This window comes from Leptolyngbya sp. FACHB-541 (assembly GCF_014695875.1).
Classification (GTDB): Bacteria; Cyanobacteriota; Cyanobacteriia; order Elainellales; family Elainellaceae; genus JAAUTN01.
The window spans coordinates 289,983-308,914 of record NZ_JACJPC010000110.1; the positions used below are offsets into that span (position 1 = coordinate 289,983).

The window sequence follows — 18,932 nt, forward strand, 5'->3', positions numbered from 1 at the left end:
ACGAAGCTTCCACGCTCTATTTTTTTATGGCAACACCGTCGTGCATCCAGTCAAGATCAAGACAACTGGGAAAAGGGTACGCCAGAATTGAGAAGCGAATTTAACTAGAATATGCTGCTCGAAATCGCTGCGACTTTACTGTTGGGAACCTGGCTCTTCTGGTTAGGGATGCGACTGGGAAAAGTGCTGCTTCGTCAGGGCGTTACTGCTAACGACCTGTTCAAAGGAAAAGCTCTCTTCTCTTTTATATTCCTCGGTGTCTATGTTGGACTGTTGGTGCTGGCGCTGAATCTCCCTCAGTGGCAGCTTTTGCCCCTGGAATGGCGGGTACATGGAATGCGAATTAGCTGGACTGCGATGCGGATACTGCTGCTGGGGTTTTGCGGTACAGCTTTTGTTGTCAGTTGGCAAACTGCAAAAACGCAAGTCTTGGCAGTGATTTTGATTGGTTTGTTGGGTGTCGGTGGGTTTAGCGGAGTAGAAGCTTATGTATTGGCTCCGATTCACGCCTCTTTAAGCAACAACCTGCAAGCTAACGGTGTGTATAAGCAAACGTCTGCTAGCAGTTGCGCTCCGGCTGCCCTAGCAACGGTGCTGCGTCTATGGGGAATTGATGCCACTGAATCAAGCGTTGCCCGTCTAGCGGGAACTAGTCGTCTGGGAACCTCGATGCCACAGTTGATCATGGCAGCTCGTGCTCTGAACATGGATGGACTGGAGCTAAGTCCAACCTGGGAGCAAATGCAGCAGATTAACCGACCCGGAATTTTGGGGGTTTGGCTATTTGATGGAATGCGTAAAGCCCCTCATGCGGTAGCGCTTCTGGCTCTGGATACTGATACAGCCACGATCGCTGACCCTGCTAGAGGCAGAATTTATCACTTGAACCGAACTCAGTTCAATCAGGTTTGGCGGCAGCAATATGTGCCAATTTTTTCGCCAACTGAAACCCTTTTAACTCCTGAACAAGCGGCTGAGCAGCTTGCTCGATTGGGCTATTTCAGTCAGGTGTCAGGTGAGCTGAGTCAGGCTATTCGCAGTTTTCAGACCGCAGTGGGAGTGAAAGTGACGGGGGAGCTAGATCCTGAAACTGTCTTGTTAATCAGCGGTTCTAGTCTAAGTAGCGTACCAACTCTCACTAAACCCTCTTTAAAAATCGTCCAAGTCGTCTCTTGAGTATCGGCTTGATGGGACGGGAGAACGCCAGAGAGGAAGGACGATCGCCGCTCCAACCATGCCCAGCGCTACGCAAGAGGCGAGCACCAACCCCAAGGGAATCTCGACCGATTGCAGAAACAAAAATTGAATGGTGACAGGTCTGGCATTTTGAACTGAGATCAGGGCGATCGCACACACCCAACCTGCAACAATCACTGAGGTCAAAAAATTCGCCATGAACTGAAGGGGGAGAGAAGTACGTGTTTACAAGGCTCCATCTCAAAGTTTTGAGCAAGCTCTCAGTGGTTTTAGGGATGAAATCAGCCTCAAAGTGATCGCGATCGCCTACCCTAAGGGTAATTTAAGTCTAAATACCTCATCAGGGCGATCGAACTTCACTTACATCCCATCGTAGAGTAAAGCCTATGAACCCGACCTACTCCATCCATCGCAGTATCCGCGTTTTGAGTATTACTGCCATCCTAGTCAGTATTTCTGCCCTAGCACCATTCTCTAGAGCGCTAGCGCAGCCAGATGCAGGAGAGTTGTTTGAGAATGGCGTGGAGGATGTCAACGACGGCGACTATGAAGAGGCAATTGAAGAACTTAATCAGGCGATTCAGCTTGACTCTGGATATGCCGCAGCCTATGTCTATCGCGGTTTTGCCCGTGAAGCTTTAGGTGACCAGGAAGGCGCATTTGCAGACTATAACCAGGCGGTTCAGCTTGACCCAGCCTATGCAAATGCCTATTTCAACCGGGGCAGAATTTTTTATAGCCAGGGAGAAGAACAGCAGGCACTCGCTGACTTTGATCAGGCGATTCAAAATGATCGGCGCTATGCTGCGGCTTACCTTTATCGAGGCATTATTCAAGCCGATGCAGAAGACTATCAAGGCGCACTGCAAGACTACGAACGAGCGATCGAGCTACGTCCCGACTATGCTGAGGCTTATGTGAGACGCGGCTCAGTTCATCTGGCTCAGGACCAGGTACGGGCAGCGATCGACGACTTTGACCGAGCGATCGCAATTAACCCCAGCTATGCAGAAGCCTATCTTAATCGCGGCAGTGCTTACTACCGCATTGGCAATCAACAGACGGCGATCGCTGATTTTGACCAGGCGATTGCCCTTGATGATACTTCCGCCACGGCTTACTACAATCGCGGCATTGCCCTTTCTAATGCGAACGATCCGGAAGGCGCACTGGCAGACTTTGACCGAGCCGCTCAGCTTGACCCAGAATATACGCAGGCTTACTTCAGTCGAGGTGTAATGCGGGCGGCGTTGGGAGAATCTCAGGCAGCGCTAGAAGATTTCAACAGAGTTTTATTGGTTGACGCTGACTATGCTCCTGCTTACAAGGAGCGCGGCGACTTGCGGTTAGAACTGGGTGACGCTGAAGGGGCGATCGCAGACTATACAGAGGCGTTGGCGATTCAGCCCGATTATGCCGAAGCTTACAGCGGTCGGGCTAATGCTCGGGTAGCATTGGGCGATGATGGGGGCGCAACCCAGGATTACAGTCGAGTGATTTCACTCAACCCTACCAGTGCCCAAGCTTTTGAGAACCGAGCAGAAATCCGCTCAAATCAGGGAGATATGCAGGGTGCAGTGGAAGACTATACCCAGGCGATTCGCTCAAATCCCCAAGATGCTGATTCTTATTACAGTCGAGGACAGATTAAGCTGAGACAGGGCGATCGCCAGGGAGCGCTCTATGACTTCCAGCAAGCCGCTGACCTCTATCTAGAACAGGGTCGTGCAGAAGGCTATCGTAGCGTTCTTAGTGAACTTAACCGACTGCAATAGAGGCGATCGGTTGCCTAAAATGCGACAAAGCGCACTCTGTAGTACAGGGTGCGCTTTTGGTAGAGTCAATTCTTCTGGGGAACCAGACAAAAGCTTTTTACTGTCGATCCTGTAGCGATGACTCTATATCCTCTGCTTCTGCAATGCTTTGTTGAGCAGTAAACGGTTTCCCACTTGCGCCTTCTAGAGCGGAAGCAGGAGTTTCAGCCTCAATTCCAGTTTCCGATTCATCCGAATCCTGAAACACGATTCGCAGGAAGGCTGGAGCCAGGAAGGTTGTCAGAATCACCATCACGATGATGGCAGCTTCTAAAGACTTGGAAAGCGTGCCTGTTGCCGAACCAACTCCGACAAACACCAAGCCTACCTCTCCTCTGGGAATCATGCCCACGCCGATCGCCAGTCGATTAATGTTGGGTTTTCCAAATACCGCTAGTCCTGTGACCAGCTTGCCGAGGATGGCAACCACGACCAGAAAGGCAGCAATGACCAAACCCTCACGATTTTCAGGAATTGTCGGATTCAGAACGCTCAGATCTGTGCGCGCTCCAACCACCACAAAGAAAATCGGAGTGAGAAAGTCAGCCAGGGGAATTATCTGTTCTTCTAACTCCTGCTGCTTGTCAGTTTCTGCCAGAATTAGCCCTGCAGCAAAAGCGCCCAAGATTGCCTCTAGCTGAATTGCCGCGCCGATGTAAGACAGGATGAAGGCAAAAATTAGAGCTGATAGCAGCAGTTGCCCTCGTGTTTTGAGTTTGTTAACCAATGCCACAAAATAGGGGCTGAGCAAACGACCCACCAGAATTGAGCCAACTAGAAAAACGCCTGCCCCAACAATCAGGTAAATTACATTGCTAATTTCGATTTCACCGGTCTTTGCCAGACTTGCAACAACTGCCAGTACGACAATTCCCAGTACGTCATCCAGTACGGCTGCGCCAATGATGATTTGCCCCTCCTCAGAACTGAGGCGCTGGAGCTCAGCTAGCACTTTGGCTGTTATGCCGATGCTGGTTGCGGTGAGGGCAGCCCCAGCAAACACTGCCGGAATCGTAGGTAAACCAAAAAACACAATCAGCCCAGCCGTGCCTGCCGCAAAGGGAACTACGACACCCACGACCGCTACCACAGCTGCCTGTGGTCCAACTCGAATCAGTTCTTTTAGGTCTGACTCTAAGCCAATTTCAAATAGCAGGATGATTACCCCTAGCTCTGATAAGACTGAAATCACCTCACTCTCAGTCTCAAAAACGCCCAGGGCTGCATCAGGAGACAAACCCGCTGTCGCTTCTAGCAGAGCAACAATCAGTGAATTTGTTCCCTCGATCGCACCGTTTGGAAAAACTATCAGGTGCAGCGCAGAGATGCCTACCACTACCCCGCCCACCAACTCTCCTAAAACAGCGGGCAGGTTAATTCGGGCGCAAAGCTCTCCACCAATCTTGGCTGCCAAATAAATGACAACCAGACTCATTAACACTCCAGCTAGCACCAGAGGCGCATTTTCGGCTTCTGGTGTGGCTGCTAGTAGAGGAGCGACGCCACCGTGAAATTGAAGTAAAGGATTTTGTAGGGATGCAACTGCCCAAGAAGTCAGATCTACCATGCGTTCGACAGAACTCATCCTGTCTACTGTACAAGTTTCTTCACAGGATCAGAAACATCTAAATAACGTTTCTCTAAAAAGAGGATACATATGGGAGGGCAACCCCACGTCGCGGAGTGCCCTCCCATCTGTACTCCCCTACCCCGGTGTTCTAAAACAGAACCTAAGCCTAAACAAACACGCGATGCTGAAGTGAGGGCATTTGACGGCGAACTTGCTCTAAACGAGAAGGTTCGATTGCGGCGATCGCTGCACCCGGTTTGTCGCCTGCATCTGACAAAATCACGCCCCAGGGGTCAATGATTACTGCATGTCCGTGAGACTGCCGCCTAGAATTGTGTTTTCCGGTTTGGGCTGGCGCAATTACATAGCAGGTGTTTTCGATCGCTCGGGCTTGCAAAAGTACTTGCCAATGGTCTTTGCCCGTGTAGGCTGTGAAAGCAGCCGGAACGAACAGCACTTCTGCCCCCATTTGAGCTAGGTGGCGATAAAGCTCAGGAAAGCGCACGTCGTAGCAAACTGACAGCCCCAGATTGCCCAGCTCTTTAGAGGGATAAACGGGTGGTAGCTTCAGCCCAGCTAGTACGGTATGCGACTCCTGGTAAGTGTTGCCATCGGGAAGGTTCACGTCAAACAGATGCACCTTTTCGTAGCGCGACAGTTCTTCCCCATTCGCACCGATTAACAATGCCGTGTTGTGAACCTTGCCGTTTCCACTTGGTACTGGAAAGCCGCCGCCTAGCAGCATCACCTGATAGCGCTGCGCCATTGTTTTGAGAAACTTTTCGCTACCTTGAGCGATCGCCTCTGCTTGAGAAATTTTGGCTTCCTCATCTCCTAAAAAAGAAAAATTTTCGGGCAGACAAACAAGCTCTGCCCCTTGACGCACGGACAAATCAATCAGGTCTTCTGCCTGCGCCAGATTTTTTTCCAGATCGGGCAGGCTATTCATTTGGATTGCAGCAGCAAGATAAGACTTCATACGCTTCATCAACACAGCGGAAAAACTACGGCAGTCGGTGCCTAACCTTAAATTCTCCGTTAAAAGGACACCATTTACTTAAAGTTTATCTAAATCGGCTGGCTAAGTTTTCTAGAGATGAGATGAAGTAACTTCTTGCCTTTGGAGCAACCGCTATTAAATAACAGACCTAGCCAGTTGACAGTTACATTTAATGCTTTAGCAAAGACGATAGTCTTTCTCAACACGGAGAGAAAGACTATCGTCTTATGGAGCCATTAACTTATGGAGCCATTAAAAAGAATAGATTTTCGAGAGAGAAGCCGAAACGGAAAACAATCCGACTGTTCTTGCAGAAGTAGAGGAAGCGAGGCAAGCTCACGAGTCAGAAACTTATTATCCTAATTCAAAGGTATGTGACCCTTGTATAGGATAATCTCATGAAATATAAAGACATGAGTTTAGGTAGAAAACTTTTAGGCGATCGCCTGTTTAGATCCAGAGCTAAACTCCAAAATAGGTAGAAAAATAGGTAGCCGCGATCGTACAAAAATCCCCTGCTAATGCAGGGGATTTCTTTGACATCCGATTCACACTTTGAAGCTAGCTTTTTGGCAGGTCAACCCTGATCTCTTTTGCCTTCTTTCGCCTTAGTAAACCCGACGAGCGGTGAACTGGTAGTACAAGAAGATTGCTAGCATTGCGCCCAGAACGGCAATCAGCAGACCAGGAAGTGTGAAGCCAACCGAAGCAAGGGCAAATTGACCCGTGGTCAACAGGGTGTAGAGCGTTCCACCCAAGAATGCACCGATGATACCGAGCAGCATTGTGCCGAGGATGCCGCCGCTTTGGCGACCGGGGTAAAGCGCTTTAGCGATCGCACCTGCAATCAAACCCAACACGATCCATGCAAGAATTCCCATTTTTTCTCTCCTTCACTTAATTGTTAGCTTTTGTTCAGTTGCTTTTACAGGGGTTTTGAATCAAACCGTCTTGCAAGTTTGCAAATACTCTATTCTCAAACTACGAACTTACCGAATCAAATTGACCCTAGATGCCTACCGCTTTCAATTTGTTGAAAAGTTGCAATCTTTCAACTTTTAAAGCAAGGTAGAGAGAGCAATAAGCGCTTCATTTACATCTGTGTCAGTGAACTATATGCACCGATTTGCAACACTCATGTTTATCACATTTAAGTCACAGTTGAAGAATCACTAGTGTGAGATTTCATTCGGTGCCGTTTCTATGTTTTAAAGATATCAATTCACAAATTTAAGAGACACTATCGGACGGATGAAGTTTAAGTCATAGAACTAGTAGCCTCTCCCTACCCTGATGTATAGCAACTTGAAAAAACTAGGGCTTAAACCCTCTGTCAAAGGAGCGATAAAGCCTGAAGGATGGTTCCTCCAAAAGCGAGAGCTAACCCAGAACGACCGGACTTCAGAAATCTATTGACACCCCCGCTACACTTGAGGTTACGGGTCACTTCCTCTTTGTGTGTATCAATGATTTCTGAACTCTTAAGGGCGATTGAGTCGCTGGACGTTCCTGCGGATTGGGTTGGGTTACGAGCCGTTAAAGAATCGGTTGGGGTACGAGCGGTACGAGATGGTTTGCCTCGCAGCAACGGCAAGTCAGTTAACCAGGGCGTGATGGTAGAAGCCCTGGTGAATGGACAGATTGGCTATGGTGCGACAAACTCACTAGATCTAGATAGCCTGCGGGCAGCGGCAAAACTCGCCTATGAGCAGGCGATCGCCGCTAGCCCGTGGACAATTCATCCGCTGACTTTAGCGGCACGACCCAAGGTAGTGGGTGAGTATATTTCTCCATTTGTGAAACCGCTGGATGCACTTACACCAGGGGAAATCAATGATTTGCTGGTACGACTGTGCCAAACATTGAAAGTTTCTGACCAGATTGTGCAGGCGGTGGCAACGGCGATCGCCAACGAAACCGAAACCTGGTTTGTCAGCAGCAACGGCTCTGAGGTGTACCAAAAGCTGGTGATGTTAGAAACCCACTTTGGCGCAACTGCTCAAGAGGGGGCGATCGTGCAGCAGCGCAGCAACAATGGCTATCTGGCGCACTGCTACCAGGGCGGTTGGGAGTTATTTCCAGAGCCGAACCTGTGGGAACGAGCCACTCAAGTTGGCGAACAGGCAGTAGAACTGTTGACGGCAGAAGATTGCCCCAGCGAAACCACGACGCTAGTGCTGGCTCCTGACCAGATGATGCTGCAAATTCATGAGAGCGTTGGGCATCCCTTGGAGCTAGACCGCATTTTAGGCGACGAACGCAACTATGCAGGCGGCAGTTTTATTAAACCGCAGGACTTTGGACAGCTTTCCTACGGCTCCGAGCTGATGAACATTACTTTTAACCCCACCGTGCCGGGGGAGTTTGCCAGCTATAGCTTTGACGACACGGGCGCACCCGCCACGCGAGAATATCTGATTCAAGAAGGCGTGCTGCAGCGGGGCTTGGGTAGCCTTGAAAGTCAGGCAAGGACGGGCATTCCGGGTGTTGCCTGCGCCCGTGCTTCCTCCTGGAATCGACCACCGATCGATCGCATGGCAAACCTCAACCTGGAGCCCGGAAGCGATTCCTTTGAAGCCCTGACTGGTGACATCGAGCGGGGCGTTTATATGGAGTCCAACCGTTCCTGGTCAATTGACGATCAGCGCTACAAGTTTCAGTTTGGCTGCGAATACGCCAAATTAATCGAAAATGGCAAGCTGACCAAAACACTGCGAAATCCGAACTATCGGGCAACTACGCCAGAGTTTTGGCATAGCCTAAAGCGGATTGGCAACGACACCACCTGGCAAATGTACGGCACTCCATTTTGCGGCAAAGGTGAACCCAATCAGGTGATTCGCGTAGGTCACGGTTCCCCAGTTTGCGTGTTTGAAAATGTGGAAGTGTTTGGAGGGGGAGAGTAATGCTGGAAACGCTGACAGAAAGTACAACCAACAGCCCAATGGAAACGACCTTTGACCAGATTGTCGCAGCCGTCTTGTCAGAATTAGGGACAGACGAACAGTTGACCCTGCAACTCACTGGAGAGCAAAGTCAATTTGTCCGATTCAACGGCGCAAAAGTGCGGCAGACGGGCAGCGTTGCCGATGGTGAGCTGCATTTGAATTTAATGAAGGGCGATCGCAACAGCTACCGCGAATTTCCCTTCACCGGAAAGCTCGAAACCGATTTGCTCCAGGCACAGGCAGCCCTAGAAGAACTGCGCGAAGAAGTACCGCAACTCCCGGATGATCCGTATCTGGTATGGCCAAAAGGAAATGCCACTAGCCACGAAGTGAACAAGGGAAAGCTGTTAGCGGCGGGGGCGATCGCCTCCTCCATCCTGCCCGAAGTCACGGGTTTGGACTTTACCGGCATCTACGCAGGCGGTTCGTTAATCCGGGCCTACGCCGACTCCGCCGGACAAAAACACTGGTTTGCCACCGAAACCTTCTCACTTGACTATTCCCTCTTCACCGAAGATGGGCAAGCCGTCAAAGGCACCTTTGCTGGCAGCGAATGGAGCCAGAAAGCCTATGCCGCCAAACTTGCCGAATCCAAACTCCAGCTCGAAAGACTAGCCCAAACGCCAAAACCCGTTCCCAAAGGACAATATCGCACCTACCTTGCCCCCGCTGCTGTCGCTGAGCTCATGGGAATGCTCTCCTGGGGTGCAGTCAGCGAATCCTCCATGCAGCGAGGCGGTAGCGCCCTGGGACTGCTGCAACGCGGCGAAAAGCAACTTTCCCCCCAATTCACCCTCAAGGAAAACTTTAGTCGGGGCTTAGTTCCCCGATTCAACAACTGGGGTGAAATCGCGCCCGTCGAGCTACCGCTTGTTGAAAACGGCAAGCTGGCTAACACTCTAATCAACTCTCGCACCGCTAAAGAATATGGCAAAACCGCCAACGGTGCCGACGAAGGAGAATCGTTGCGATCGCCCGAAGTTTCCCCCGGTAACCTTGCCACCGCCGACATTCTCGGCAAGTTGGATACCGGACTGTACCTGTCCAACTTGCATTACTTGAACTGGAGCGATCGCCCCACCGGACGGATCACCGGCATGACCCGCTACGCCTGCTTCTGGGTAGAAAACGGCGAAATCGTCGCCCCAATCGAAAACCTACGCTTTGACGAAAGCCTCTACCGCTGCTTCGGCGAAAACCTGATCGCCCTCACCGACTTCCAGGAATTCATCCCCGAAGTCGGCACCTACGGCAACCGCAGCCTAGGAGGAATTTGGGTGCCAGGAGTCTTGAGTGAGGAGTTTACTTATACGTTGTAGGGACTAGGGGCTAGGAGCTAGGAACCAGGGAGTGAATGCAGGCAAAGCCTGCAACTAAACAAACCCTTGAGACACCACCGATGCGAAGCGCGTCACGCCACCTACCCCAGACTGATCGGAGGGGGTTTGGGGGACGCGTTCGTCCCCCAACGGGGGTTTGGGGGAGCCCCCCAAGGCTCGGATTCTTTAACCAAAAAACAGCCTACAAAGAGGACCGCTTATCGTGAACCTGCCGCCTGAAAATCCCCCAAATTAAACAAAAACGGTACCCCTCCCGACTCACCATTCGTCACCAACACATTCGGCATCTGAGCGCCACCCTCTCGCCAAGCCTCGATCGCCTCCTTCAACAGCACCAATTCACCCCCCTCAGCCTTCAGCGTCTCCGCCAACAGCCGCTGAGCTTCCGCTCGTCCCTGAGCCCGGTTAATGTCCGCCTGAGCCGCTTGAGACGCTTCCTGAGCCACATAAACCGCCCGTTGAGCCCGCTGTTCCGCGATCTGCTTTTCCTCTACCGCATTAGAAAACTCGCGAGAAAAGCTGAGGTCGATCACACTGGTGTCTAATACGATTACTGCGTATTTTTCCAGGCGATCGCTCAACGCATTATCAAAATCCTGCTTCAGTTCATCCCGCTTAGTGATTGCCTCCTCCACCGTTCTGCGGGCAGCCGCGATCTTAAAAGACTCCTGGGTTTGCGGCGCAATGATCTTAGAAACCAAATTTTGCAACGTTCCCTGACTCCGTCTGACTTGCACCACTTGAGTGGGGTCAAGCCGAAAGTTAATGGCAAAGCTAGCCGTCAAGTCCTGAAGATCCTTCGTCGAGCTTTGAGCCGGAACCTCAAACTTTTGCACCGTCACGTCATACACGTCGACTGCCGAAACCAGCGGTGGCTTAAAGTGCAGCCCTTCTAGTAAAGCACCATCCCTCGCTTTGCCCAGAATGCTAATCACACCCGCCTGACCTGGGTTAATGATGACGAAAGAATTGAGTCCGATGAACAGAATTGCCGCAACCACAATCCCTAAGATTAAGCCAGACAAATTCTGTGTGTACTGGTTCTTCAAGTCTGCTATCTCCTTGTTGAGCACTGATTAAGCACTGAGCCAATCTGCTTAAAGGCTAGCAGGGGAGCGAGAGGAATTGGAGGTTAGGGTCAGGAACCGCCTTGAATCCAAGACGATTAGTCGAGTTTGAGGGCGTTGACGGGTACATCTTCCCAGGATGTAACAGTTCTGAGGCGAGCAACCCAACCTGCGGCTTTTTGCTCGTCTGTGAGATTTTCCTCATACGAGTCGTGACACGCTTCTGCGTGTTCCTGGTTGCAGCAAGCAATGCAGGAGGAAATGATGCCCGACGGATCGACTTGTTCATTCACCCAGATAGTCATGATGTTTTGCTCCAAGAGTAGGTAGTTGGGGCGATTGGTTGTGCCACTAATTTGGTTTTATCGAAGAAAGTTGGGCAAAGCAAGGAGTTTCAACAGTTTTCAATGTTATTTAGCAGTTTTTGGGAAGTGGATGAGGGATGCTGGAGGTGACCGAGGTTTCGTGAAGGAATCCGAGCCTTGGGGGTCTCCCCCAAACCCTCGTTGGGGGACGAACGCGTCCCCCAAACCCCCTCCGATCAGTCTGGGTAGGTGGCATAACGCGCTTCGCATCTGTGGTGTCTCAGCAGTCTGTGGTGCAGGCTTCGCCTACTGGTTCCCCTAACCTCCTCATCCCTAACTCTTAGCTCCGCTCCCAGCAAGACTAGCGATCGCCTCTCCCACCACGCGACAAATTCTCCAGTCTGGCAGGATGGTTGCACCCATGTATTGATAGAAGGCGATCGCCCGTTCGTTCCAGGTTGCGACTAGCCATTCCAACCGTCCACAGTGGCGATCGAGAGCAATCTGGGCCAATTTTGCCAGCAGAGTTTTACCAATTCCCTGAGCCCGATATTCGGGTAGGACGAATAGATCCTCTAGATAAATTCCGGGTTGCGTCAGGAAAGTGGAATAGTTAGGCGAGAAAGTAGCAAACCCAACCAGTTGGCCCGCTTGCTCTACGACCAATGCTTCTAGGTAGCGGGGAGAACCAAACAGGTGCCGACTCAAGGCATCTGGATCGCTGTTGAACTGGTGAAGCTGCCGGTCAAACTCGGCTTTAGCTTGAATCAGTTGAAACAGTCCAGGCAGGTCATCTGGCGAAACTGGACGAATTTGTGCCGCGATGTCGGAATTGCCTAAAGCAGCAGTGTGTGACAGACGGTCGCGGGTAACGCGACAAATGCGGGTGTCTTCGCCAATGGTGGCTCCAATTCGGCGATAGAAGGCGATCGCAGGCTCATTCCAGTCCAGCACCGACCATTCTAACCGTCCGCCATCGCGCTCTAGTACCCGTTGCGCCAGGTGTGATAGCAGCATCTTACCGATTCCCTGTCCCCGGCATTCCGGCAGCACAAACAGGTCTTCCAGATAAATTCCGGGTTTCGCCAAAAACGTGGAGTAGCTGCCAAAAAATAGAGCAAACCCTACAGGCTTGCCGTCCTGCTCTGCCAGGATTGCTTCAACGCAGGGGCGACCAAACAAATGTTCTCTCAGTGCCTCAGTGCTTCCCACCACAGCATCCGAAAGCTTTTCGTACTCCGCTAACCCCTGAATTAGGGCAAAGAGAGTCGGGACATCATCAGCCGTAGCTGAACGAATCGATACAGTCGAAATAGCAGAAGGATTGAGCATAGGGGATTACGGCAAAATTTTCCCTATCACCCTAGCGCGATCGCCTACCACCGACGCAATCGACCCGCAGCATTGCTGCTATCGAAATCTTTCATAGTCCGGCGCACGAATCAGCGCAGCCAGCCCTTTAACCGTGCTGCGACCTGAGGACGGCGCAGCTTTCGCATTGCCTTCGTTTGAATTTGGCGTACCCGTTCCCGCGATAGGTTAAACAAGCCACCTACTTCTTCGAGCGTATGCGCTTCCCCCGTGGTCAGCCCGTAACGTAGAGAGATGATGTCCTTCTCACGTTCTGTCAGCACGTCGCCCAAAACGCTGTAAATTTCCTGGCGCATCATTGTCTCGCTCATCTGCGCCTCTGGCGATTGGGTATTACTGTCTTCGAGCAATTCCATCAGTTCGGTATCTTCGCCCTTACCGACGCGATGGTTGAGCGAGAGCGATCGCCGCCGCACCTGTTGCAGGTTCCGCAGTTGCTCAGGGGTTAGCTCCAGAGCTTCTGCTAATTCATTCTCAGTCGGGTTGCGGTTTAGCTCTTTCCGCAGATCCCGGTGCGCCTTTTTCAGCTTGTTCAGCTTCTCGACAATATGAATCGGCAGACGAATTGTACGAGCATCATTGGCGATCGTGCGCGTGATCCCCTGCCGAATCCACCAGTACGCATAGGTGGAAAATTTATAGCCCTTATCGGGATCAAACTTTTCGGTGGCGCGATTCAGACCTAACGCCCCCTCTTGAATCAAATCCAGGAAAGGTACGCCCCGATTGAGGTAGCGCTTGGCGATCGACACGACCAAACGCAGATTCGAGCGAATCATCTTACGCTTGGCGGTGCGGCTGCGATAAAGCTGATGCTCAAGCTGCCGTTCGGTTAGGCCCAAGTGGTTAGCGATGTCTACCTTAGTCGGATTGCGACCCAGTTCGCTGCGGAGGCGAGCGCGCAACTCCTCAATTTCTGCAAAAAACTGAACACGCCGCGCCAACTCTACCTCTTCATTCGGTTTGAGCAAGGGGTAGCGTGCCATCTCCTTAAAGAAAGCACCCACGGCATCATCCGAAACCGTTTTACGATATCCGGGCGAATAGACCGCTGCCAAAGCATCCGGCTCATCGTCAGGGGTATCGAACGGTTCCAATTCCTCGCCTAATCCCTGACCCTGCAACCCTTCAAACAGCTCTGTGTGAGCAGAGGTGTCTAATGCTCCGCTGTCCTCAACAAAAGCACCTTTCATTTTTGTATCTTCTGTTGCTAAAGTGCTGCTTTTATCGGAGAGAGAACTAGTCATTGTCTGTCTCGAATTGCGATTAAATATTGCTGTCATATTAAGACGGTCATCCTACTTATCATTTTGTTTGCAGATGTCGATGAAATACTAAATGTGACTGAGCTAACTATCTTGAAAATTTCTGCCTAATCTATCGATCAAGAAAAACTTTTTGTATTTTGTAGAGGATTAGCTGCTGTACTGGACCAAAGCAACAATTATGACTTAAAGGATTAGTTTGAAAACTGATTGAATAGATCATACTCAAACACTAAATCAGGATCAGGTGTCACAATGTCTTCTGCTAAACCTACCTGAAACTACAGTCTTAGCTGTTTTCCTGGCTACAAAACTGCGTCACAATCTGCATCAATGTTTTAAGCTCACTCTGTTAAAACTTATCAGCAACAGCAGCACTATCCAGTGTAAACAGATCCTATAAGCCGTTATGTAATGTAAATACCCGATATGGGTGATACAGATATCGGCTGATAATCCTAATCTATCAAGCTGGAATTAGACAGTCGTTCATAGCAGGTATCCTTCAGGTATCCTTAAACTCAGCAAAGCACTGTTCCGATAGATTGAATGTACTTAAATGGGAACAACTATAGCAACCTCTATAGATGCCCCTGAACCACTAGATTCTCATGGGCTTGATGTGAACCTATCTATCAATGGAGATAAAACGGTCGCGACTGATCTACCTGATTGGGGTGAACCTATTACTCATCCCCAAAAGTGTAATTTTTTGATTCTGTGAATAGATTATTCTCGATGGTTTTTGGCAGAAACGCTTAGGTTTCTTAGAACCGTTAGAGAATTCCTATACTTTTGTTTACTTTTCTCATACAGTTTTTAATCTCATCTCCTATAAGAATCCTGCTTGATCTGTGAAAGGGCTGCTATTAATGCTTTTAGCTTGTGTTTTAACAGAGGCTTGTGAAAGCGATCGCTCTCCCACAAAAGCTTTCACAACCTCTCAAGATTGCTACAGAAATGAGTGTTAATTCAGACAGGAGTTTGTAAAAAGGTTTGCAAACCAACGGTGTGTATGAATTTGAAGTAACAAAACTGGTGAACCGAGAGGAGCTTTAGCAACAATTTTCACAAACCTTTGGGTCTGCTCTAAACTAAATGAGAGCGATTCAGGCTGCCGCAGTTTAGTTGAGAATGCCTGGGTCCTATTTTTTCTTTCTCACTTGTGTTCATGCCTCAAAATTTGCTTGCGTCGGTGATGCCCGATAACGATGCGCCGTCCAACTTTGCCCGCAGCACCACCGCAGAAGCTAGAGGCACCTATGCAGATCCAGAGTGGGTTGAAGTTTTAGTTGATTGCCCCGGTGTACAGGGGCTATTTACCTATCGAACGGGCTCTGTGCAGGTGCAGCCGGGCGATATTTTGAGTGTGCCGTTTGGCGCACAGCAGGTGGGGGCGATCGCGATTCGTCTTATCCCCCAACCGCCCCCTGATTTAGACCTATCCAGCATTCGTCAGGTCGAAGAAGTTGTCAGCCCAGGCTTTTTTCCACCAACCTACTGGACCCTGCTGCATCAAGTTGCAGACTACTACTGTGCCACCCTGATGCAGGTGGTGCGGGTGGCGTTGCCGCCGGGGTTGCTGGGGCGATCGCAGCGACGCATTCGATTAACAGATTTAGCTAAATCTTTGTTTAGTTCAACTGCGGACCCTACTGCGGTACTTGATCCCGCAGCAATGCAAGTTTTGGGCAAGCTGCAGGCGCAAAAAGACGGAGACTATACCTGGCAATACCTGCAGCGACAAATCCGCGGGGCAAGTCGGGGACTACAACAACTGTTACAGCTAGGCTGGGTAGAAAGCTATTTAGAACCTCCGACTGGCGTGCGCCCAAAACGGCAGCAGGCAGTTGTGCTGACCGCTAACCCACCAGACGTCTCGCTCAGTCCCAGGCAACAGGAGATTGTAGACGTATTGAAGCGGCGCGGCGGCGACCTGTGGCTTCAGGAACTGTTGCAGCTTTGCCACACCAGCTCATCGGTGCTAAAAGCGCTGGCGCAAAAGGGGGTTGTAGTGATTCAACCCCGAGAAGTACTGCGTAGCGAAACGGGGCAGTCGCTACAGTCCGATTTACCCAAGCGATTAACAACCGCTCAGGCAGAGGCACTTGCGGCAATCGCTTCCCTCCAGGGCTATGTCCAGGTCTTACTGCATGGCGTTACCGGGTCGGGCAAAACTGAGGTGTATTTGCAGGCGATCGCCCCCATTTTGCAGCAAGGAAAGTCAGCCCTGGTGCTGGTTCCAGAAATTGGCTTAACGCCACAGCTCACCGATCGCTTTCGAGCCCGCTTTGGGGCAAAGGTAAGGGTCTACCACAGCGCTCTATCTGATGGCGAACGCTACGACACCTGGCGACAAATGCTCAGCGGCGCTCCCCAAGTCGTTATTGGTACGCGCTCTGCCGTTTTTGCACCGCTGCCCAATTTAGGTCTAATTCTGCTTGACGAAGAACACGACGGTAGCTTCAAGCAAGACCAGCCTGCCCCCTGCTACCACGCCCGCACCGTTGCCCAGTGGCGAGCCAAACTGGAAGATTGCCCGTTAATCTTAGGGTCAGCTACGCCCTCACTGGAAACCTGGGTATCTAGTCGAGTGAACCCTGAAAAGCCCATTTCCTCCTCCCTTGCCCCCCTTCCCCTCTACCTTTCCCTACCCAACCGCATCCAGGCACGACCTATGCCACCCATTGAAGTGGTGGATATGCGACGAGAGCTGAAACAGGGAAATCGCTCAATTTTTAGCCAGTCGCTCCAGGATGCGCTGAAACAGTTACAGGCTCAGGGGCGACAGGGTTTGCTGTTTATCCATCGACGTGGCCACAGCACTTTTGTCTCTTGCCGAAGCTGTGGTTATGTCTTGGAATGTCCGCATTGCGATGTTTCGCTGGCATATCACCAAACCCAGGCTGACGCTACGTCCTGGCTGCGCTGTCACTACTGTGGCTATGGGCGATCGCAACCTTCTCACTGCCCAGAATGTGACTCTCCTTACCTGAAGCATTTTGGCAGCGGCACCCAACGGGTGATGCAAGAACTGTCTCGGCAGTTTCCTCAACTCCGCTGTATTCGGTTTGATAGCGACACCACCCGCACCAAAGGCGCGCACCGAACCCTGCTGACCCAGTTTGCTCAGGGGGAAGCCGATCTGCTAGTGGGGACGCAGATGTTAACCAAGGGGATTGACTTACCCCAGGTAACGCTGGTGGGCGTAATCGCGGCGGATGGGCTGTTGCATTTAGCGGACTACCGGGCTGGTGAACGGGCTTTTCAAACGCTTATTCAGGTAGCAGGGCGGGCCGGACGGGGAAGCGAACCGGGAAAGGTCATTCTGCAAACCTATTCACCTCAGCACCCAGTAATCGAAGCGGTGCGGCGACACGACTATGAGCCGTTTGTTGCCACTGAGCTGCAACAGCGGCGATCGCTCAACTATCCGCCCTACGGACAACTGCTGCTGTTGAGGTTAAGCAGCCCCGATGCAACAGCGGTGCGTCAGACCGCAGAAAAACTGGCGAGTCAGCTTCGTCCCCTTTGCGATCGCACTCACTGCGAACTGCTAGGCCCTGCATCTGCCGCTATTCCTCGCATTGCCCGCCGCTATCGCTGGCAGATTCTGATAAAGTGTCCGCCTGGCTCTAGCCTGGATCGACCAGCGCTGCTCGAGTTGCGATCGCACTGCCCCGCCCAAGTCAGCCTTACGCTTGATGTAGATCCGCTAAGTCTGCTCTAGTGTCGAGGGTTAAATTTTTGTGCGTACCACACACAAAAACTTAACCCTTTCAATCAGCTTTGAAACATGCTCTATTCCTGCTGCCGCTTGGCTTGCTGCTTTTGGCGACGACGGTGAGAGGCGATGATCGCCTTGTCGACCGGAAAACCTGCGACTGGAATCACCTGAAATTTACGCTCTGCTTCAAGCTGCTTTAGCTCGGCATAATTGATCCAATGAATGCAATCAACCGGACAGGTATCGATCGCCTCTTGAATCAACTCTTCTGAGTCGCCATCTTGCCGAATGACGCGCGATCGCCCGTAGTCAGCTTCGATGTAAAACGTATTGCGAGCAACATGGGCACAGTGTTTGCAGCCAATACAGGTAATTTCATCTACATAGACACCCTTTTGGCGCACCGTACCGCCGAGTTCAGGCTCTAACCCAGTACGCTCAGCCTGGTTCCGCAATTGACCACCAAGTTCAGGCTCAAATCCCGTTTGGGCAGAATTGTCAGGCTGATCAGCTGAGGTAAAGGAAAAATCGCTCATGAGACTAGCATCCTTACAATTCAAACAATCTGCCGATATACGGCTGATACAAGACAAGGGGCTTAAGCCCCTTGTTCTACACAAAATTCAGTTTGGATTAGGGCAGTCATTAAGCGCTCCAGCGCTGAAGTACCAGGCGGATAGAGCCGTCCTTGTTTTGCTCTTGCTCGGCTACCTGAAATCCTTGACGTGAAGTTTCTTCGACTACGGTGTGGTAGGCATAACGCTGAGTCACACGGCTCAAAAAGCCTTCGACTGTAAGCGGCTGTTGCCAATACTGAAGGTCGGCAATCAGCTCATATTCCTGACCGTTCCAGGTAAAGCCGATATCGTAGCCGTTGTCCTGCTCAATGGCGATCGCCGCATTGCGAGTTTGTCCCCGATATCCTCTGACCTCTTTGGGTCCTGCCTGCCAGTCAACTCCAACATCAGTCAGCGCAGCTTGCAGAGAAGAAAGGTCACGAATTTGAGTCTTGATTTGGCTAAAGTGTGACATGGGAATTTTGAATAAATTTGAAATGGTGAAATGGACAACTTGAAAAAACAAAACTAGGGAGAAAACTTACCACTCGCTAAAGCTGGCTCTCGTTTCGACAGAGGCAGACTGTTGCACGGGTTGGGCAAAATATTCGGAAGTTTGCTCTTGAGTTAGCACAATACCTAGACGGGCCTCGATTGCAGCAGTAACTTCAGCGCAGGATGAACCTACAATCCCAGTCACCTTTTCCTGGACTCGACCGTCAGGATAAATTACAAACTCAAGTGTTTCCATTCGCCCGTACTACCCTTAAC

Annotated in this window: 16 protein-coding genes and 1 pseudogene; 5 read left to right on the forward strand and 12 right to left on the reverse strand. The window is 51.0% G+C overall.

Translation table 11 applies throughout. The features are described from left to right. The first annotated feature begins 111 nt into the window (after nt 1–111). Nucleotides 112–1,176 (forward strand): cysteine peptidase family C39 domain-containing protein, encoded by a 1,065-nt coding sequence (locus H6G00_RS23840; protein ID WP_190798643.1) that lies wholly within the window; start codon nt 112–114, stop codon nt 1,174–1,176. Here H6G00_RS23840 and H6G00_RS23845 read toward each other — a convergent pair. Further along, nucleotides 1,150–1,395, reverse strand: a complete 246-nt coding sequence (locus tag H6G00_RS23845) for a LapA family protein (protein WP_190798644.1) — start codon at nt 1,393–1,395, stop codon at nt 1,150–1,152. The genes H6G00_RS23840 and H6G00_RS23845 overlap by 27 nt on opposite strands. A 188-nt stretch (nt 1,396–1,583) precedes the next feature. Here H6G00_RS23845 and H6G00_RS23850 point away from each other — a divergent pair, with 188 nt between their 5' ends. Next, nucleotides 1,584–2,972 (forward strand): tetratricopeptide repeat protein, encoded by a 1,389-nt coding sequence (locus tag H6G00_RS23850; RefSeq protein ID WP_190798645.1) that lies wholly within the window; start codon nt 1,584–1,586, stop codon nt 2,970–2,972. 97 nt (nt 2,973–3,069) lie between these two features. Here H6G00_RS23850 and H6G00_RS23855 read toward each other — a convergent pair whose 3' ends face one another. From H6G00_RS23855 to H6G00_RS23865, 3 genes are all read right to left on the reverse strand, one after another. After that, nucleotides 3,070–4,446, reverse strand: a complete 1,377-nt coding sequence (locus H6G00_RS23855) for a cation:proton antiporter (protein WP_242042476.1) — start codon at nt 4,444–4,446, stop codon at nt 3,070–3,072. Nucleotides 4,447–4,747: 301 nt separating this feature from the next. Beyond that, nucleotides 4,748–5,560, reverse strand: coding sequence for a carbon-nitrogen hydrolase family protein (locus H6G00_RS23860; RefSeq protein WP_190641546.1), 813 nt, complete (start codon nt 5,558–5,560; stop codon nt 4,748–4,750). 629 nt (nt 5,561–6,189) lie between these two features. Beyond that, complete coding sequence (locus H6G00_RS23865) at nt 6,190–6,462, reverse strand: GlsB/YeaQ/YmgE family stress response membrane protein (RefSeq protein WP_190641545.1); 273 nt, start codon at nt 6,460–6,462, stop codon at nt 6,190–6,192. Between the two features lie 585 nt (nt 6,463–7,047). On the opposite strand from H6G00_RS23865, the gene H6G00_RS23870 reads away from it, so the two are divergent. Both H6G00_RS23870 and H6G00_RS23875 read left to right on the forward strand, forming a co-directional pair. Beyond that, complete coding sequence (locus tag H6G00_RS23870; RefSeq protein WP_190798646.1) at nt 7,048–8,487, forward strand: TldD/PmbA family protein; 1,440 nt, start codon at nt 7,048–7,050, stop codon at nt 8,485–8,487. Then, complete coding sequence (locus tag H6G00_RS23875) at nt 8,487–9,848, forward strand: TldD/PmbA family protein (protein WP_190798647.1); 1,362 nt, start codon at nt 8,487–8,489, stop codon at nt 9,846–9,848. The genes H6G00_RS23870 and H6G00_RS23875 overlap by 1 nt, the downstream gene beginning before the upstream one ends. Nucleotides 9,849–10,066: 218 nt before the next feature. Here H6G00_RS23875 and H6G00_RS23880 read toward each other — a convergent pair whose 3' ends face one another. From H6G00_RS23880 to H6G00_RS23900, 5 genes and pseudogenes are all read right to left on the reverse strand, one after another. Continuing rightward, the gene (locus H6G00_RS23880) at nt 10,067–10,918 is read right to left on the reverse strand and encodes a prohibitin family protein (RefSeq protein WP_190641542.1); all 852 of its coding nucleotides are present in this window, start codon (nt 10,916–10,918) and stop codon (nt 10,067–10,069) included. 116 nt (nt 10,919–11,034) lie between these two features. Then, entirely contained in the window at nt 11,035–11,241 is a 207-nt protein-coding gene (locus H6G00_RS23885; protein WP_190641541.1) for a glycogen debranching protein, read from the reverse strand. A 333-nt stretch (nt 11,242–11,574) separates the two neighbouring features. Continuing rightward, nucleotides 11,575–12,066 (reverse strand): GNAT family N-acetyltransferase, encoded by a 492-nt coding sequence (locus H6G00_RS35675; RefSeq protein ID WP_190798734.1) that lies wholly within the window; start codon nt 12,064–12,066, stop codon nt 11,575–11,577. 30 nt (nt 12,067–12,096) lie between these two features. Then, nucleotides 12,097–12,573 (reverse strand): annotated as a pseudogene (locus H6G00_RS35680) (GNAT family N-acetyltransferase); the annotation flags it as partial. Between the two features lie 110 nt (nt 12,574–12,683). Further along, nucleotides 12,684–13,805 (reverse strand): RpoD/SigA family RNA polymerase sigma factor, encoded by a 1,122-nt coding sequence (locus H6G00_RS23900; protein ID WP_190798648.1) that lies wholly within the window; start codon nt 13,803–13,805, stop codon nt 12,684–12,686. Nucleotides 13,806–15,048: 1,243 nt separating this feature from the next. On the opposite strand from H6G00_RS23900, the gene priA reads away from it, so the two are divergent. Continuing rightward, on the forward strand, nt 15,049–17,607 hold the full coding sequence (gene priA, locus H6G00_RS23905; RefSeq protein WP_242042453.1) for a primosomal protein N': 2,559 nt from the start codon (nt 15,049–15,051) through the stop codon (nt 17,605–17,607). Nucleotides 17,608–17,678: 71 nt separating this feature from the next. Here the strand turns inward: priA and H6G00_RS23910 are convergent, their stop codons facing one another. The 3 genes from H6G00_RS23910 to H6G00_RS23920 all read right to left on the reverse strand — a co-directional run bounded on the left by H6G00_RS23910 (nt 17,679) and on the right by H6G00_RS23920 (nt 18,912). Beyond that, nucleotides 17,679–18,140 carry a ferredoxin gene (locus tag H6G00_RS23910; RefSeq protein ID WP_190641539.1) on the reverse strand — a complete coding sequence of 154 codons (462 nt, stop codon included), beginning with the start codon at nt 18,138–18,140 and terminating at the stop codon, nt 17,679–17,681. 109 nt (nt 18,141–18,249) lie between these two features. Continuing rightward, nucleotides 18,250–18,636: a DUF1257 domain-containing protein gene (locus H6G00_RS23915; protein WP_190641538.1), complete on the reverse strand. Its 387-nt coding sequence runs from the start codon at nt 18,634–18,636 to the stop codon at nt 18,250–18,252. Between the two features lie 66 nt (nt 18,637–18,702). Beyond that, nucleotides 18,703–18,912, reverse strand: coding sequence for a DUF2997 domain-containing protein (locus H6G00_RS23920; RefSeq protein WP_190679338.1), 210 nt, complete (start codon nt 18,910–18,912; stop codon nt 18,703–18,705). Nucleotides 18,913–18,932 lie beyond the last annotated feature (20 nt).

Bases quoted from the DNA above. Each gene is read 5' to 3' on its own strand.
- H6G00_RS23910 (WP_190641539.1), bottom strand. From the start codon at position 18,140: ATGAGCGATTTTTCCTTTACCTCAGCTGATCAGCCTGACAATTCTGCC.
- H6G00_RS23840 (WP_190798643.1), top strand. From the start codon at position 112: ATGCTGCTCGAAATCGCTGCGACTTTACTGTTGGGAACCTGGCTCTTC.
- H6G00_RS23845 (WP_190798644.1), bottom strand. From the start codon at position 1,395: ATGGCGAATTTTTTGACCTCAGTGATTGTTGCAGGTTGGGTGTGTGCG.
- H6G00_RS23885 (WP_190641541.1), bottom strand. From the start codon at position 11,241: ATGACTATCTGGGTGAATGAACAAGTCGATCCGTCGGGCATCATTTCC.
- priA (WP_242042453.1), top strand. From the start codon at position 15,049: ATGCCTCAAAATTTGCTTGCGTCGGTGATGCCCGATAACGATGCGCCG.
- H6G00_RS23915 (WP_190641538.1), bottom strand. From the start codon at position 18,636: ATGTCACACTTTAGCCAAATCAAGACTCAAATTCGTGACCTTTCTTCT.
- H6G00_RS23875 (WP_190798647.1), top strand. From the start codon at position 8,487: ATGCTGGAAACGCTGACAGAAAGTACAACCAACAGCCCAATGGAAACG.
- H6G00_RS23855 (WP_242042476.1), bottom strand. From the start codon at position 4,446: ATGAGTCTGGTTGTCATTTATTTGGCAGCCAAGATTGGTGGAGAGCTT.
- H6G00_RS23900 (WP_190798648.1), bottom strand. From the start codon at position 13,805: ATGAAAGGTGCTTTTGTTGAGGACAGCGGAGCATTAGACACCTCTGCT.
- H6G00_RS23870 (WP_190798646.1), top strand. From the start codon at position 7,048: ATGATTTCTGAACTCTTAAGGGCGATTGAGTCGCTGGACGTTCCTGCG.
- H6G00_RS23850 (WP_190798645.1), top strand. From the start codon at position 1,584: ATGAACCCGACCTACTCCATCCATCGCAGTATCCGCGTTTTGAGTATT.
- H6G00_RS23860 (WP_190641546.1), bottom strand. From the start codon at position 5,560: ATGAAGTCTTATCTTGCTGCTGCAATCCAAATGAATAGCCTGCCCGAT.
- H6G00_RS23865 (WP_190641545.1), bottom strand. From the start codon at position 6,462: ATGGGAATTCTTGCATGGATCGTGTTGGGTTTGATTGCAGGTGCGATC.
- H6G00_RS23920 (WP_190679338.1), bottom strand. From the start codon at position 18,912: ATGGAAACACTTGAGTTTGTAATTTATCCTGACGGTCGAGTCCAGGAA.